This is a genomic window from Bifidobacterium stellenboschense (genome assembly GCF_000741785.1).
GTDB lineage: Bacteria > Actinomycetota > Actinomycetes > Actinomycetales > Bifidobacteriaceae > Bifidobacterium > Bifidobacterium stellenboschense.
The window spans coordinates 37,062-53,989 of the sequence record NZ_JGZP01000012.1 but is presented as its reverse complement, the minus strand read 5'-3'; the positions used below and the strand labels follow the sequence as shown (position 1 = coordinate 53,989).

Genomic DNA, 16,928 nt, shown 5'->3' with positions numbered 1-16,928 from the left:
GAACATATACGAAACGACCGTGCCCGTGAAGTCCAGCGTAGACTTCACGGGCACGGTCATCAAGTCAGGCGAACATCACCTACCGGCGGTGGCGTCCGTTCGCCGTGCCGGTGCCGGCCACGTCGCGCCTGCGGCGTTCCGCCATGAGGATCGCCGCTCCCCCGCCGAGCAGCAGCAGGGCGATCAGGGCGGGCATGGCCACGCCGGCGCCGGTGGTGCTCAGCGGCGGCGTGTACGTGTTCTCGAACGCGGGCGCCTTGTGGTCGCGACCGAACAGGCCGGACTGGTAGGCGGCGGTGGCGGTCATCGTGCCGTCGAGGTTGTCGGTGACGGTCACCTTGGCCGTGTACACGGTGGTGTCGTAGGTGACGCCGGTCGCGTCGCCCTTCGACTCGCGGATCGTGTACGTGTATTCGCCCGCCTTGTCGAACGTGATCGGCGTGAACGCGATCGCGCCGTCCGCCGAGTTCTTCGCGGTCTGGATGGTCTTGCCGTCCGCGTCGCGCAGCTCGAACGTGAATTCGCCGTCCTTCAAGTCACGGCCCTTGATGGTCTTGGTGGCCGTGAACGTGAATTCGGTGGGTGCGGGCGCGTACGTGTTGGCGAACACGGCATCCTCGTCCTTGACGGGCGTGGATTCGACCGTGCCGTCGGCGGCGTCCGAACCGTTCGAGGTGGAACCGGCGGACTGCGTGGTGCGGGCGATCGCGTGCGTGGCGGTCATCGTGCCGTCATGGTTGTCCGTGACGGTGACGGTGACGGTGTACACGGTGTCGTCGTAGGTCACGCCGCCCAGGTCGCCGGCGGTTTCGCGCACGGTGTACGCGTAGGTGCCGGGCTTGTCGTACGTGATCTCGCCGAAGGAGACCTTGCCGTCCGCGGCATTCGTGACGGTCTTGACGCCGTCCTTCGCGCCTTCGGGCATCGGGGCGGTGGAACCGTCCGCGCCGATCGCGCCGGTGAGGGTGAACGTGAACTCGCCCTTGTCGAGCGCACGGCCGTCGAGCGTCTTCGTGAAGTCGAACGCGTCGGTCGTGGCGCCGCCGGAGTACGTGTTCTCGAAGGAGAACAGAGCACCGGTGGCCGGGTCTGCGGTGGCGCTCATCGTGCCGTCGCCGTTGTCGTGCAACGTGACGGTGAATTCGCGCGTGAGGTCCGCGTCGTTCGTGACGCCCGCGACGTCGCCGGATTCGGTGACGGTGTACGTGAGCGTGCGGTCGGTCCGGCCAGCGAGGTCGGCGAAGTGGTAGACGACCTTGCCGAAGTCGACGTTGCCGGCATCATCGTTCTTCGCGGTGACTTCGGTCTTGTCGGTGGCGGTCTTGCCGTCCGCGCCGAGCACGTGGAGCGGCGCGCCGTCCTTGCCTTTGAGCGTGAACGTGAACCGGCCCTTGAGCTGGGCGAGGGTGGTGTCGTAGTCGCCGCCGTCGAGCAGCTTCACGCCCTTGAACTCGATCGGGGTGGAGTCCGTGGTCGTGTAGTTGTTCTCGAACGCGAGACCGTTCTTGCCGTCCGCGTCGAGGCCGCTCGTGGTGAGCTTGAGCGTGCCGTTGTGATCCGTGTCCGCCACGTTCACGGTGAACGTGTGCGTGCGGGTCACGGCGGTCACGCCGCCGGGAAGGTTCGTTTCGGATTCGACGACCGTGTACGTGTGGTCCCCGAGATCCTTGAGCGTGTAGCTCAGGGCCTTGTCGAACGTGATCTTGCCGGTGGCGTCGCTGGTGCCGGTGGCGACCGGGGTGCCGGTGGCGTCCGTGCCTTCGTACACGTCGAACGTGTACCGGTCGTTCGCGGTGAGTTTGCGGCCGGTCATGGTCTTCGTGCCGGTGAGGGTGAGGGTGGCGGAGGCGGCGTACGTGTTCGTGAAGGAGAACAGGTTGGCCGTGTCGGCGGGCGCGGTGGTCACGTCGAGCTTGCCGGTACCGTCGTCCTTCACCGTGACGGTGAAGTCGTGCGTCGTGGTCGCGTCGTTGGTGACGCCTGCGACGGTCTTGGCATCCTCCGAGACCTCATAGGTGAAGGTCTTGGAGCGGGTGCCGTCGGCGGCGGGCGTGACGTCGGCCAGGTCGGCGAGCGTGTAGTGCAGCGTGCCGAAGTCCACGACGCCGGCCGCGGTGTTGGACGCGGTGAGCTTGGTCTTGTCGACGAGCTTGCCCGCGTCGGAGCCGGTGCCGTCCACGTGGATGGGGGCGCCGTCCTTGCCGGTGAGCGTGAACGTGAACGCGTTCGCGAAGTGCGCGGTCTGGTCGCTGCCATCGTCACCGGTCACCTTCTTGACGCCGGCGATGGCGGTCTGGCCGGCCGCGGCGTAGGTGTTGGTGAACGTCGGCTGCTGGACGCCGGACTTGCCGTCGACCTTCACCGTGGTGGTGAGCTTGCCGTTGCCGGCGTTGGTGACGGTCACCGTGTAGGTGTGGCCGGCGGTGTCGTAGGTGACGCCGGGCAGCTTGCCGTTGCCGGCGGGCGTGACCTCGTTCACGGTGTAGGTGAACGTCTTCGACTTCGCGCCGCCCAGGTCGCCCAGCTTGTAGGCGATCGGGTCGAACGTCACGGAACCGTCGGTCCTGGCGGCCTTGGTCTGGAGGACCTTGCCGGTCGTGGTCGCGCCTTCATGCAGCTGGAACGTGAAGTCGTTCTCCAGGATCGGGCGGGCGGAGCCGTCCGAGTTCCTGAAGTCCTTCTTCGCGCCGAGCGTGGCCGCGCCGGCCGCGTCGTAGGTGTTCGTGAACTCGGCGGTGCCGGTGCCGCTGTTCGCGTCGGTGACGGCGGCCTTGAGCGCGCCGGCCGTCTTGTCGAGCGTCACCTTGACCTGCACGTACTGCCACGTGTGGTCGTAGGTGATGCCGTTCCTGACGTCGTTCACGGCGTCGGCGGGCACGACCTCGCGGATGGAGTACGTGTGCGTGCCGGTCGTGTCGAAGTCGAGCCCGTCGAAGGTGACGTCGCCGTTCGCGTCGTTGGCCTTCGTCTGGAGCAGCTTCGTCTGGTCGCCGTCGCCGAACTGGACGCCGTCGTACAGCTGGAACGTGAACTGGCCGTCCTTGAGCGTCGCGCCGTTCAGGGTCTTGTGGGCCTTGAGCCGCGCGGCGACCTTGGTGGGCGTGTACGTGTTCGTGAACACGGGGCGTCCGGTGTCGATTCTGTCGGCCGGGACCGGGTCGCCGTTCTCGTACTTGAACGCGGGGGCGACGGTGAGGTAGCCGTTGCCGTCGACCGCGACCGTGACGTCGACCGTGTAGACGGTCGTGTCATAGGCCATGCCGGCTTCGGAGCCCTTGGCCTCGGCGATCTCATAGCGGTAGGTCTTCGCGCCGCCGTCCGCCGCGAGGTCGGCGTCGGTGAACTGCACGTCCTTGAACGCGGCCTCGCCGTTGGCGGCGTTTTCGGCCGTGAGGCTCGTGGCTTCGGTCACCTTGCCGGAGGCGTCGACCACGTGGAGCGGCGCGTTCTTGACCGGTGTGAGCGTGAACTTGAACTTGCCGGCGGTGAGCGGGTTGGCTCCGCTCAGATCGGTGTAGGACTTATAGACCTTCGGGCTCCAGTTCTGGGAGAGCTTAGCGTACGTGTTGGTGATCGTCGCGACCGGATCGCCGGTGGCGGGGTCGGCCTTGACGGCCTTGCCCTGCTTGGCGGAATCAGGATCGACCTTGGAGACGAGCTCCATGGCGGTCTTGGCGGTCAGCTTGCCGGCGCCGTCATCGGTCACGGTGACGGTGGCGCGGTAGAGGTCGGTGGAGTAGCTGACGCCGGGGAGGGCGTCGGCCGCCGAGGGCTGGACCTCGCTGATGTTGTACACGTAGGTGCCGGCCTTCGTGTAGGTCATCTGGCCGAAGCCGAACACGTCGCCGTTGGTGGCGGTGTGCGTGAGCACGCCGTTCTGTGCGCCCGCAGGCATCGGCACGTCGGCCTTGGCGACGGTCGCCTTGTTCGCGGCGAGCGTGCCGCCCACGGCTTCGAGCTTGAAGTCGAAGCGGTCGGTGCCGTCGGTCTTCCAGTCGCGGCCGTCGAGCTTCTTCTGCGCGTGCAGTTCGGCGGTGGCGGACGTGGGCGTGTACATGTTGTCGAACGCGGTGTCCTCGGAGTCGGTGGCGCCGGACGTGTTCGAGCCATTGCCGCTGATCGTGTAGGAGGTCTGCAGCGTGCCGCTGCCGGCGTCCTTGACGGTCACCGTGATGGTGCGGGTCGACGCGTCGTAGGCGATGCCGTCCTTCACGTCGCCGGTCTTGGCCGGAGTCTGGCCGTCGGGACCGAGTTCGGCCGCCGTGTAGGTCAGCGTCCAGGTCTTCGCGGCGGCGTCATAGGTGGCGTAGCCGTCGGTCACGGCCTGGTTGAGCGACGCGGGCGTGTAGTCGATCCAGTTGAAGGTGACGTGGCCGGAGGCTTCGCCGGCTGCGGGAGCCGTGTTCGTCGCGGTCTGTATCGGCGTCTTGCCGTCCGTGCCGTCGCCCTGGTACAGACCGAAGGTGTACGCGTTGGCCTTGAGTTGCGGCGCGACGGAGCCCTCGGCGGCGGTGATCTTCTTGTGGAGCAGGAAGAACGCGTGTCCGGCGGGCGCGTAGGCGTTGGTGAACGTGGACGCGTCGGTCGCGGACTTGTCGGCGTCGGTCGTCGCCGCGGCGTTGTCGTAGACGGTGGAGGCGATGGCGAGCGTGCCGTCGCCGTTGTCCTTCACCGTGACCGTGACGTTTCCGACGTGCTCGTCCTTCTGCGTGCCGGTCTTCACGTTGCCGGCCTCGGTGACCGCGAACTTGAAGACGCCCGGCTTGCTGAAGTGGAGGCCGTCGAAGGTGAATGCGGCGGGCTGTCCGTCCTTCGCTCCGGTGACGGTGGTCTCAAGCGTGTCGGCCTTCTTGTCGGAGCCGAGGACGATGGAGTCGTCCTTCAGTCCGGCACGGGCGGCCTTGGCGGCATCCGTGTTGTCGGAGGCGGCGGCGAGACGGAACGTGAACGTCTCGTTCGGATCCATGTCGCGGCCGGTCAGGGTCTTGCGCCCGGCGACGGACGTCTCGGCCGGCGTCAGATCATAGGTGTTGGAGAACACGGGGCGGCCGTTGTCGAGCTTGGACGGGTCGACCGCGTTGCCGTTCGCATCGAGGATGGTGGTGGTGTAGCCGAGCACCTGCCTGCCGTCCTTGTCCTCGGTGAGGCCGACCTTGACCTTCACCGTGTAGGCGGTGAGGTCGTAGGTCATGCCGTTCAGCGTGGCGGTCCTGCCGTCGGCGCTGGGCGTGGCGCCCGCGGGCACGTTCTCCTTGAGCGTGTACTCGTAGGTCTTGCCGTCGTCGCGGGCGGATGTGAGCTTGATGAGGCCGAACGAGGCGACGCCGGCACTGGTGACGTTCGCCGTGGCGGAATCGCCGGTGGCGCCGTCAGGCAGCGGGGCGCCGTCCTGCGCAGTGAGCGTGAACGAGAACATGCTGTCGGTCAGCGGCTTGGAACCGGTCTCATCGGCGTACTTCTTGGTGACGAGCAGGCCGAGGTTGGCCTCCTGCGCCTTGAAGACGTTGGTCACGGCCGCGACGTTGCCGTCGACCGCGACATTGCCGGCGGACGTGCCGTCGTCGTTCTGCGCCTTGGTCATGACGACGCCGCCGTTGGACAGCTTGCCGTTGCCGTCATCGGTGATGGTGACCGTCACGTCGTACAGCGCGTTCGAATAGTCGACGCCGGGGATGGCGTGCTCGCCGCTGTTCGCGGTGGGCGTGCGCTCGAACACGGTGTAGTGGTATTCGCCGGCCCTGTCGTAGGTGATGTCGCCGAACGCATGCGTCTTGCCGTCGGTCACCGTGAGCGAGGCGTAGCCGTTCTTCGCGCCCGCGGGCAGCGGAGCGTCCTCGGTGGGCGCCGCCGGCTGCAGGCGGAACTCGAACGAATCGCCGTCACGCCACTGGCGGCCGGTGAGCGTCTTCTGCACCTTGATGGCGCCGGAGGTCGTGACCGGCGTGGGCTTGTACGTGTTGTCGAACGTCCAGTCGCCGTGGTTCTCGTCGATGCCCTCGATCTTCGCCTGGCCGCCCTTGATCTCGAGCTTGCCGGAGGCGTTGCGCGTGACGGTGAACACGACGTTCGCGGTACGGGTGTCGACGGTCATGCCGTCGCCGCCCTTGCCGGCCTCCTTGACCGTGTAGGCGTAGGTGCCGGGTTCGGGGAACGTGAAGTCGCCGAACGTGAACGGCGAGGCGCTGCCGTCGGCGCCGTCGCCGGTCTTGCCGACGGTGGCGGTGGCGTCGGCGGGCATGGCGGCCTTGAGCGCGGCCTCGCCCACGCCCTTGCTGTTCGCGGCGTCCGCGGCGAGCTGGAACGTGAACGTGTCGGAATCGCTCCATGCGCGGCCGGTCAGCTGCTTGTACAGGGTGACGGAGCCCTTTACGGCGGCGGGCTTGCGCTTGTCGTACATGTTGAACGACGTGCCGTCGGAGACGGCGAGGCCGAAGCCCTTGGCGCGGTCCAGCGCGTTCGCGGCCTGTTCGGCGTCCGTGCCGGGGAGCATGAAGTAGCGCGGCGTGGAGTCGAGCTCGTAGGCGGTGCCGTCCGTGCCGGTGGGGGCTTGGGTCTCCACGAAGTAGTAGAGCGTGTTGGTCTCGAGCGGCTTGTCGGCGGAGCCGAACGTGGCGACGCCGTTGGCGTCGGTGGTGACCTCGCCGCCGGACCGCGTGGCGGCGGTCTTCACCTGGTCGAAGGTGACGTGCGTGCCGGACAGCCTGTTCATGTCGACCGTGTAGAGCGCGAACTTCGCGCCGGCGAGCTTGCGGGAGAGGTCGTCGGCGTCGGTCTTGGTGATGGAGATCGAGCCGGCGGCGCCGTCGGTGCCGGAGTTCGGGTTGGTGACGGTCCAGTCCTTCTTGTTGATGTCCTCGCCGTTGGCGACGCCTTCCAGCGTGGCCGTGTTGGTGAGGTTCACCTTGTCGCCGGGCTTGCCGTTGGGCTTCACGTCATAGGTCACGGTGACGGGCGTGGAGTCCGGCAGGGTGAGCGTGAGCTTGGTGGTGGGGTTCCCGTTCGCGTCGGTCACGTCCTCGACCTTGACGGGCACGATGAGCGTGGCGCCCGTGTTGCTGTTGGTGACGGTGAGCGAGGCGGGGATGAACGTGCCTTCGGCGTCCATCACGTCGGACAGGGTGACGGTGTCCGCATTCTTGATGAGGTCGGCGCCCTGCGGGTTCACCTTGATGGTGTAGCGCACGCGGTTGAGGTCCTTGATCTGCGCGGCGGACTTGTCGATGACCTTGCTGTCGCCGGTCACGGTGCTGGAATCCTCGCCGAAGTGGGTGCTGCCGGAGTCGGCGGTCGCCGTGTTGGTGAAGGAGACCGCGCCGCCGGTGGTCTTGGCGGCGGTGGAGTAGGTGAGCACGGCATACGCCTTGTCGGAGCCGTCGGTCTGCACGACGCCGCTGGTGGGAATCGTGAACGTGAGCGTGCCGTTCGCGTTCGTCATGACCGCGTCGAGGTCCTGCTTGTCGAAGGCGCCCGGATTATAGCCGGCCTGCACCTTGTAGGTGCCGCCGGGCACGTAGCTCATGCCCTGGGGGAGGGTGTCGTTGACGACGATCGGCTTGCCGTCGAGCTCGGTCTTGCCGACGCCGTTGTACGGGTCGTCGTCCTCGTTGACGGTCACCTTCCACGTGGCGACCCACGCGCCCTTGGTGGCGTCGTTCGGGTCGATCGTCGACCAGTCGAAGTCCTTGACCCACTTCATCGAGCCGGTCTTGGACACGAGGTTCGTGTTCTCGATGTCGTAGGAGTCGCTGGCGGAGGTGGTCTTGCCGTTGACCTTCACGCTGGCCGTGTTCTTGTACGTGCCGGGCGTCTTGTCGCTCGTGGTGGCGTAGCGGACGGTCACGTCCTGCTTGCCGACGGCGGCCTTGAGCGTGTCGGTCGCCTTGAACGTGATGGTGAACTGGTCGTTCGTCTTGTTGTAGGCGAGCGTGTAGTCGACGCCTTCGGCGAGCGTCGTGTCGCCGATCGTGAGCGTCGGTTTGCCGTCGAACGTGAACGTGGCGCCGTCGGGCTCGGAGAGCTTGTCGGTGAACGTCACCTTGGACGGGTCGGTGCCGGCGGCCATCTTGGAGAACTCCACGGTGGACGTCCACGTGGCCTTGCCGTTGGCGGCGATGGCGGCCTGATCGGTGTCGAGCTTCTTGGTGACGTATGTGTTGGTGTCCTTCGGCGTGTACTTGCCGGAGTCCTCGCCGCCGGGCCGGTCGCTCGGATCGGGCGGGGTGATCTTCGCGTCGTTGTTCACCGTGGCGGTCGACGAGGCGTCATCGAGCGCGGTGTGGTACACGATGTAGTAGGTCTGCGCGCCCGCGTCGGCGGGGAACGTGTAGGTGAAGCTCTTCGCGGAGGCGTCGAGCGTGCCGGAGGCGACGGGGTTCTTCCAGTCGGTGCCCTTGATGACCTCGTACGTGCCGGTGTAGTGCTGGCCGTCTTTGATGGCGTCGGTGAACACGTAGCCGCCCATGTCGGCCTTGAGGTTGCCGGTGTTGAGTTCGACGGTCCACTTGATGTCGGAGGCGGTGCCGGTGCCGTCGTTCTTGTGGATCATCTTGTAGCTGAGGTTCGGCGTGACGTCCGCCTCGCCGGGCTTGTCGGCGCCGTTCCACGTCCATTGCGCGGTGTTCTGGGCGTCATCGAGCTTGCCGCCCTGCGCGAGCGTCTTCTTCGCCTCGTCGGTGAGCTTCGCCTTGTAGGTGAGCTGGTAGCCGTTCTTGTCGGCCTTGGCGAGATCGCCGAGGGCGATGGTGGCTTTCCGCCCCTCAATCGCGGCGTTGACGGGCTGGCCGTCGAGCTGGAAGGTGCCGTCGACGAACGTGAAGTTGGAGCCCATCGTGTCGGTGACGACCATGTTCGTCACGTCGAACTGGGGTTTCAGGGTGACGGTGAACGTGACGGTGCCGTCGTCGTTGATCGTGTAGTTCTTCTGGCCGTTCACCTTGGACTTGTCGATGGTGATGGTGATGTCGCCGCCGCCACCGGGGAACGTGATGTGCTCCTGGTTGCCGTCGCCGCCGGCGTCCTCGCCGAGCGTGAAGTCGAAGCTCACGTACGAGGTGATCTCGGAGGGGTGCTGGGTGAGCCAGTCCTTGTTCCAATGCGCGGTGACCACGCCGTCCGCGATCTGCCACGTGCCGGCCACGTTGCCGTCCTTGTCGTAGAGCGTGGAGGTCTTCACGTCCTTCACGTCGATGTTCTTCGGGAACGTGTAGGAGCGGTTCGGGCTGTCGAGCGTGGGCTTCTGTTCGTCGGCGAAGTCGAAGCTGATGGACCCGTAGAACGTCTGGCCGACCGTGGCCTTGTCGGTGTTCGGATCGAACTTCTGCGTATGGTTCTTGTCCTTGTAGACGTCGACGGTCACGCCGCTTGTGACCTCGACGGCCGGTGCGTCGGGATTGTAGACCGTCTCCGCCGCGACCGCGGACGGCGTGAGGTTCACGCCCGTCAGCAGCATCGCCACGGCGGCGATCAACGCCACCAGCACCTTGCCTATGTTGCCTGTGTTCCTGCCTATCTTGTTCTCCAGCGATTCCATGGCCGAACGCCCCTTACTGGCTGTGTTCCTGGTTCTCTCCGTCGTGAAGCGTCTGAACGAGCCCGCCTCGATGGCGCAGGGAATTCCCAATACGCCTATACGCGTCGAACGTAGCCCCCCCCCCCGGGACAAAACCGACCGGAGAATCAGCGGAATTCCAGCGATGCCAACGTTGGCAATACATTCAGTGGCGTGTCTCACATCGCGAAGGCGCTTTCGCCATCCGATCGAATGCACACGACCGGAATCAATCAATCGAATCTTATACTATAAGATAATATAAGATAATGTAAGATAGTAGAAGAAACAGCCGGCAATCACGATAGTCCGGAGCCACGAGCTCATGGCCCGTCCGGGCCGCGATTCCACCACGATAACGATAAGGAGACCACGATGACGTCGCTCCACGAGAATCTCATCACCGAATTCAAACGGGATTGGGTGGATGGTGCGAAACGCACAGCGGTCGCCTTCGCCAACACGGACGGCGGCGTCATCTATCTCGGCGTGGAAGACGACGGCACACCAATAGGCGTTCCGGACGCGGACGAGAGCATGCGACGCGCCACCCAGGCGATAGCGGACGGCATTCACCCCGACCTGATGGGATTCACCTCGGTGGAGACGGAACAAATGAACGACGTTCCCGTGGTGGCCGTACACATCCAACGCGGTACGAACCGTCCCTATTATCTGGCCGACAAGGGAATCAGACCTGCCGGAGTGTACGTCCGTTCCGGCGCGGCGTCGATTCCCGCCAGCGAATCCGCAATCGTCGATATGATCCGCCAGACGGCTGGCGACTCCTTTGAGGACGCGGTGTCACTGCAACAGACATTGACGTTCACGGCCGCCGAGCTTGCGTTTTCCGATACCGGACTCGCCTTCACCGAAGCCACCCAACGCACGCTGGGTCTACGCGCCGATGATGGCAGATACACGAACCTGGCATGGCTGCTTTCCGACCAGTGCACGGTCTCCATCAAAGCCGCCGCGTTCGCCGACGATGACAAGGAGACGTTCCTGAACCGGCAGGAATTCAGCGGATCGCTGCTCACCCAGTTCAACCAGGTCAATGAATTCATCAACCGGCACAACACCGTGGTCTCGCACACCGGCGACGACATGCGCCGCGTCGATGACTACGATTACACGCCGCTGGTGTTGCGCGAGGCTCTGCTCAATCTCATCGTGCACCGCGACTATGGGCTGTCCGGCCCGTCACTGGTCAGCGTGTTCGCCGACCGTATGGAATTCCTCAATCTTGGCGGCCTTCCCGGCAGGTTCACCCGTGAGGACATGATGAACGGCATCTCCGCCCAACGCAATCCGAAACTAGCGAACGTGTTCTACCGGCTGCGGCTCGTGGAGGCGTATGGAACGGGAATCCGCCGCATCATGGGGGATTATCGGGATTCCAAGGAACAACCATCATTCCATATCACCGATCACACGTTCCGGCTGGTGTTGCCCAAGCACGCATCGTCCCACGCCACCGCCCACGGTCACGATGCCGCCGCAAGCCACGATACGGAGCAGCCGCTGTCCCCCAACGAACGCATGGTACTCGACTATGCGCGAAATCACGGCGTTATCACCCGGCGACAGGCACAGGCGCTCACCGGACTATCCCAAGCCTCCGCCTACCAGATAATCGCATCGCTGGCGGGACGTGGCATGCTCGCCCGAACCGGGAAAGCGCGCTCCACACGCTACATGCCGGTATAGCCGCTTCGCAGTGCGGCACTCCACGTCACGCCGTCCCGCGCAGATGCTCTCCGCCAGAGCCACTGCCGGAGAGCATCGCCGGGCTACCGGCCGCCGCCCGAGCCGCCGCCGGAACCGCCGCCGCCTCCGCCGAAACCGCCGCCGCCGGACGAGGAGGACGGCGCGGCGGCGGAGATCGTCGAGGCGACCGAATCGAATCCGGAGCTCAATTGCGAGCCGATGTCGCCCAGTCCGCCGGCGAACGCGTCGCCGCCGAAACCCCCCATGCCGCCGGACGACGAACCGTCCGACCACGGGCCGGAGGACCCGAACCCGCCGCCGTGACCATACCGGCGATGCCACTCGTGACGACGGTAGTTCCAGTACCACACGGAACCGGCGCCGTACGCGTCGAGCCATGCAGGATCGGCGAGCTGCGGGTAGGCTTTGGCGAGTTCGGCCGCCATCTTCCCGGAGATGCCGAACGCGGCCGCGTACACCATGTACCAGTCCCACAGGGCGAGGTCAGCGGGGCCGCGGTCGGTGAAGTCGGAGAAATCCTCCATGTACCGTTTGAGGCCGAGGCACCGGCCGGCGTAGTCCTCGCCGGCGGCCGTGAACCGTTTCGGCATGCCGGCGCCGAGGATGAACACGCTGGTCCACACGCTCGGGGCGCCCACGCACAGCTGCACGGCGATGTTCGAGGTGAGTACCGGGGAGGTGAGCAGCGCCGAGCCGAGGATCAGCAGGAACGCCATGGGAAGCATGTACCCCTTCGCCATGGAGCGCACGGCGTCGAGCATCGCGTATTCGTTCGCCGCGGCCGTCGTGAACCGCTCCATCGACTTGTAGCCGTCCCGCCAGTTCTTGCAGGCTGTCTTCATCTGCGTGAAGTCGAACACCGGGGAGCCGACGCGGCGCGAGATGTCGACGATGAGGTCGAGGCACGCGGATTCCGATCGGCAGAGCCCGAGCGAGGCGCGTTGCGGCGTGAACACGGCCGGCAGGATCACGATCGTGCTCGTCTCGTCGCTCGCCGCGACGAGCCGCGGGTCGGCGCCGATCATGCGCGACAGGCCGACCGGATCCGCGCGGCTCAGGTCGACGCCCCGGTACATCCACGAGGGCCCCGGGTAGATGGCGACCGCCTTCTTCACCGCGAGCGCCATCACGGTGCCGGCGAGCGAGCACTCGTTCAGCATGCGGTCGGCGCGTTTGCCAGTGATGCCGCCGACCGGCAGCCCGTCCATCGCGTCCATGAGCCGTGCCGCGCTGGCGGGGCTCACCTGCGGCGGGTCGCGCCAGTAGACGATCGGGCCGTGATAGCCGGCGAGGCGGCGCGACCGGAATGCGGCGATGAGTCCCCACGCGCACAGGCCGATCGCGGCGGCGGCAAGCGCTCCCCACCAGCCGAGCTGCGTCCACGCCTCGCGACGCCGCCCGTCGCGCCACTCCTGTTCCTTGGCGCGTTCGGTGGATGTGAGGTCGGCGAGCGCGTCGTCGTGTACGGTGTGCGCGATGTCGCCGGCGAATCGGGAGTCGTAGGCGGCGACGACGTTGAGATAGTCGCCGGAGCGGAGGTCGTGGACGGTGAAGTCGAACGTGCCGTCGCCGGTGCGGCCGTCGGCGTCCGTATCGGTTTCGCTGTCGCGTTCGGTGTGCAGCCAGCTCCACACGTTCGACGCGCCGGCGCCGCCGGGGAAGCGCACGCTGCCGGTGATGGTCCCGGCGGGCACCTGGCTGGTGCTCTTGATCGGCTCCCATTGGAAGGTGGTGACGTCGTCGTGTTTCGTGGCGATGTCGTGCATGGTGAACGACACGTCGAATTTCAGGCTGTCGGTCTCCTTGGTGGCGGGGATGTTCCAGCCGATTTCGATGGTTTTGGTGCCGTCCGTCGCGTCGGCGCCGTCGAGTCCGTCCCTGCCGGGCTCGTAGGGTCGCGGGTCGTCGGCGCCGTCGGTCACGTCGGCGATGTACCAGTGGTTCGCGTATTTGAGGTCCCAGGTGCCGTCGTTGATGGGTTCGGGGTTCTGCGGGTCGATGCGCGTGTACGTTTCGCCGGTGGTGACGTTGCGCACGGTGATGTCGGTGATGTCGGTGAGCTTGCCGCGTTCGAGCGTGTACTGCCAGTACAGCTGCTTCCAACGTTTCGTATACCCGTCGTCGTCCTCACGCGCCTTGAGCCGGTAGTCGTAGCGCGTGTCGACCTTGAGGTCGCCTTCTGCGGTGGCGACGGCCGTGTAGTCGATGGTGCGGCAGCTGAGCAGGGCGCCGCCGACGAGGCCGCTGTGCCCGAGGAGCAGGATGCCCACGAGGATCGCCGTGGCGATGAGGGCGTTGACCGCCGATCTGACCAGTCCGTGTCGCATGTTGCCGTCCCGTCCGTGCCGTTTGTTCGTGTCGTTCGTGCTCTACATGTTCGGTGTCCGCCGGTCACCCGTCCGGCGGTCAGAACCTCACCTGCGGCACGGCGCGGCTCGCCTCGTCCGCCGCGAAGTACTGCGCCTGCGTGAAGTGGAAGAGCCCCGCGATGATGTTGCTCGGCACGGTCTCGATGCGCGTGTTGTACTTCATCACCACGTCGTTGTAGAACTGGCGGGCGAACGCGATCTTCTGCTCCAACGCCTGCAGCTGGTTCTGGAGGTTCATGAAGTTCTGGTTGGCTTGCAGCTGCGGGTATGCCTCGGCCGTGGCCGTGAGGTTGACCAGGGCGCGCGACAGCTGGTTCTCGGCGGCGGCGCGCTGGGCGATCGTGGCGCCCGGGTTCGCGGCGGCGGCCATCGCGCCGGCGCGCGCGGCCGTCACCTGCGTGAGCACGCCGGACTCGTGCGCCGCATAGCCTTTCACCGTCTCCACGAGGTTCGGAATCAGGTCGGCGCGCTGTTTCAACTGCACGTCAATCTGCGCCCAACCGTTGCCTACCCGGTTGCGCAGCTGTACGAGGCCGTTGTAGGCGGCGATCGCCCACGCGACCAGTCCGATGATGACCGCCAGAATCACCACCACAATCACTATCGCCACTGCCGCACCGCCCATGGCCCGCTCCTTCGTCCGTGGGACACGGCCGCGCATGCACGCGCCCATGTTCCGCAATCGTCCGATCGTCGTCCGATCGTCCACGATCATCCGTAACCGCTTGCACCCCATTCTTCCACGCCCCGCGCCACACCGGTAGATATCTACCGGTCATCGCCCCGCCCGGCGTGTCACCCCACCCACATCCCATGGTGCGGCAACACATAATCTCCATAACGGCGAAATCAAGCCGTTTTCCGACACCGCACCATGGGTGATTCACCGCACCATGGGAAGTCGGAGTACACGCCACCGGGACACCGCCGTACCGGCATCCCCTAGCTGGTCTTTTGGTGGTTTCTCAGGCAACGACAAGCCCATTAACAAAAACAGAGGTCCGGAACATCGTAAGATGTTCCGGACCCCCTTGAGTTGGCGGCCGTTAGGCCATACATCCGGCATGAGACGATTTCGAAGGCGATCTCATACCCTCAACTGCATGTGAAGAAGCTTGACCGGACGCCAACCCAAGCTTCGGGGAGCCTGAATCGGCATGGCACGATCAGGCGCGCTTGCGCAGCAGCATGATGGCGGCGGCACCGGCGATCGCGACGACCGCGAACACCGCGATGCCCGCGATGGCGGAACCGGTCTCGCCGAGGATGGCGCCATCGTTCTTCTTCGCGTCGGACTTCGTCGCGGCCTGCGGCTTGGACTGGTCACCCTTGGCGACGACCTTGGTCCACTGCGCCACGATCTTGTACACGTTGCCGGTCGCGGTATCGGTCGCCTTCACGGCGGAACCATCCTTGTCGGTGCCGGTCTCGGCGTACTTCCAACCGGACAGCTTGTAGCCGTCGCGAGTGATCTCGTCGGTGGTGGGAAGCTTGTCCAGGATGGTGTCGCCCTTGGCGACCTGCACGGAGAAGTCGCCGACTTCGCCGTTGATGTTGCCGCCGTTCGTGTTGTACACGACGGTGAACTGCTCGACGTTCATATCGGGGTCGGGGTCGGCCACATCCCACAGGGCGATGACGGTCACGTCACCGGTCACGGTATCGGTCGCCTTGACGGTCGTGTTGGTGCCGTGCGCGACGACATCCTCGTAGTGCCAGCCGCGGAACGTGTACCCGTCGCGCTTGAGCTTCGGCAGCTTGTCCAGCAGCGTGTCGTTCTCGGCCGCGGTGAACTGCACATCACCGGACTGACCGTCGAACTCACCGCCCTCGATCACACCGCCCTTGGTCTTCACCGTCACGTTGTACGTCTTGACGTTCATGCCGGAATCCGGGTCGGCCACATCCCACAGGGCGATGACGGTCACGTCACCGGTCACGGTATCGGTCGCCTTGACGGTCGTGTTGGTGCCGTGCGCGACGACATCCTCGTAGTGCCAGCCGCGGAACGTGTACCCGTCGCGCTTGAGCTTCGGCAGCTTGTCCAGCAGCGTGTCGTTCTCGGCCGCGGTGAACTTCACATCACCGGACTGACCGTCGAACTCACCGCCCTCGATCACACCGCCCTTGGTCTTCACCGTCACATCGTACGTCTTGACGTTCATGCCGGAATCCGGGTCGGCAACATCCCACAGGGCGCGCACGACGAGATCCTTGGTGACGGTATCACCCTCGCCGACCTTCGTGGAGGTGCCGTAGGACTGGTTGTCGTTCTCATCCCAGCCGTAATACCAGCCACGCTGCACGAAACCATCGCGCTTGAGGGACGGCAGCACGGAAAGCAGGTTGTCGCCCTCGCCGACGGTGATGGACACGTCACCGGTCTGGCCCTTGGCCTCGCCGTCCTGAACGGTGCCGCCGTTGGTGCGCACGACCACCGTATGCGTGGTCACCTGCATACCGGGATCGACCTTGTCGAGGTTCCACGTGGCGTAGACGGTGACGTTGCCCTTCACCGTGTCCTGGGCACCGACCTGGGTGCCGGCGTTGTCAGCGTAATGCCAGGCGACGAAATCGAACCCGTCACGCTTGAGCTTCGGCAGCACGGAGAGGAGGTTCGTGCCTTCCTTCACCTGATACTGGAGGTCGCCCGTCTGGCCGGCGTTCTCGCCGTTCTGGACGGTGCCGCCGTTGGTGCTCACGATAACGTTGTAGGTCGCCGTCGGCTGCTCGGGAGTCAGAGAGGTCCACTGGGCCTGAACCTCGTAATAATCCTTGCCGAGCTTGGCGACGTCACTGCTCTGGACGGGCGTGCCATCGGTGTACGCCCAACCGGCGAACTTGTAGCCGTCGCGCTGGAGGTCGACAGCGGTCGGCAGCTTGTCCAGAATCGTCTGTCCCGCGGGGACCTGCACGCTGCCATCGCCGCTCACACCGTTGATGCTACCACCGTTCATGTGGTACAGGACGGGCACGGACTGCTGGTTTGCCACCTGCGAATTAGTGGTTTCGGTAGCGGCCGGCGTACTCTCCTCGGCCTGGGCCGTCATAGGTGCCAACACCGCCAATGCGGCGATTGCAGTGGCACCCGCAATAATCTTCTTCAAAGTCATGATGGTACCTCGACAGTACTTTCCTACTATCTCCTTGAGTTATTCATTCCCATCAGGTGCCTTCGAAAATCCCTCAGGATACGCGAAATTCCTCTTCACTGAAATCTCACAGAGAGAAGATACCCCCCCCCCCGCGGACAAATCTCACCCAACGAGACATGCCGGGCC

Annotated in this window: 5 protein-coding genes; 1 reads left to right on the top strand and 4 read right to left on the bottom strand. The window is 65.4% G+C overall.

The features are described 5' to 3' along the window. Positions 1 to 79 precede the first annotated feature (79 nt). Positions 80 to 9,529 (bottom strand): Spy0128 family protein, encoded by a 9,450-nt coding sequence (locus BSTEL_RS05045; protein WP_034527946.1) that lies wholly within the window; start codon positions 9,527 to 9,529, stop codon positions 80 to 82. A gap of 393 nt (positions 9,530 to 9,922) precedes the next feature. Between BSTEL_RS05045 and BSTEL_RS05040 the strand changes: the two genes are divergently transcribed. Then, positions 9,923 to 11,257: an RNA-binding domain-containing protein gene (locus BSTEL_RS05040; RefSeq protein ID WP_034527944.1), complete on the top strand. Its 1,335-nt coding sequence runs from the start codon at positions 9,923 to 9,925 to the stop codon at positions 11,255 to 11,257. Between the two features lie 83 nt (positions 11,258 to 11,340). On the opposite strand, the gene BSTEL_RS05035 is transcribed toward BSTEL_RS05040, so the two are convergent. From BSTEL_RS05035 to BSTEL_RS05025, 3 genes are all read right to left on the bottom strand, one after another. Then, a complete protein-coding gene (locus tag BSTEL_RS05035; protein WP_034527941.1) occupies positions 11,341 to 13,605 on the bottom strand; it encodes a DUF2207 domain-containing protein in 2,265 nt (754 codons plus the stop codon). Positions 13,606 to 13,684: 79 nt separating this feature from the next. Beyond that, complete coding sequence (locus BSTEL_RS05030) at positions 13,685 to 14,272, bottom strand: LemA family protein (RefSeq protein ID WP_034527938.1); 588 nt, start codon at positions 14,270 to 14,272, stop codon at positions 13,685 to 13,687. A 541-nt stretch (positions 14,273 to 14,813) separates the two neighbouring features. Further along, a complete protein-coding gene (locus BSTEL_RS05025; protein ID WP_084686123.1) occupies positions 14,814 to 16,760 on the bottom strand; it encodes an InlB B-repeat-containing protein in 1,947 nt (648 codons plus the stop codon). Positions 16,761 to 16,928: the final 168 nt, after the last annotated feature.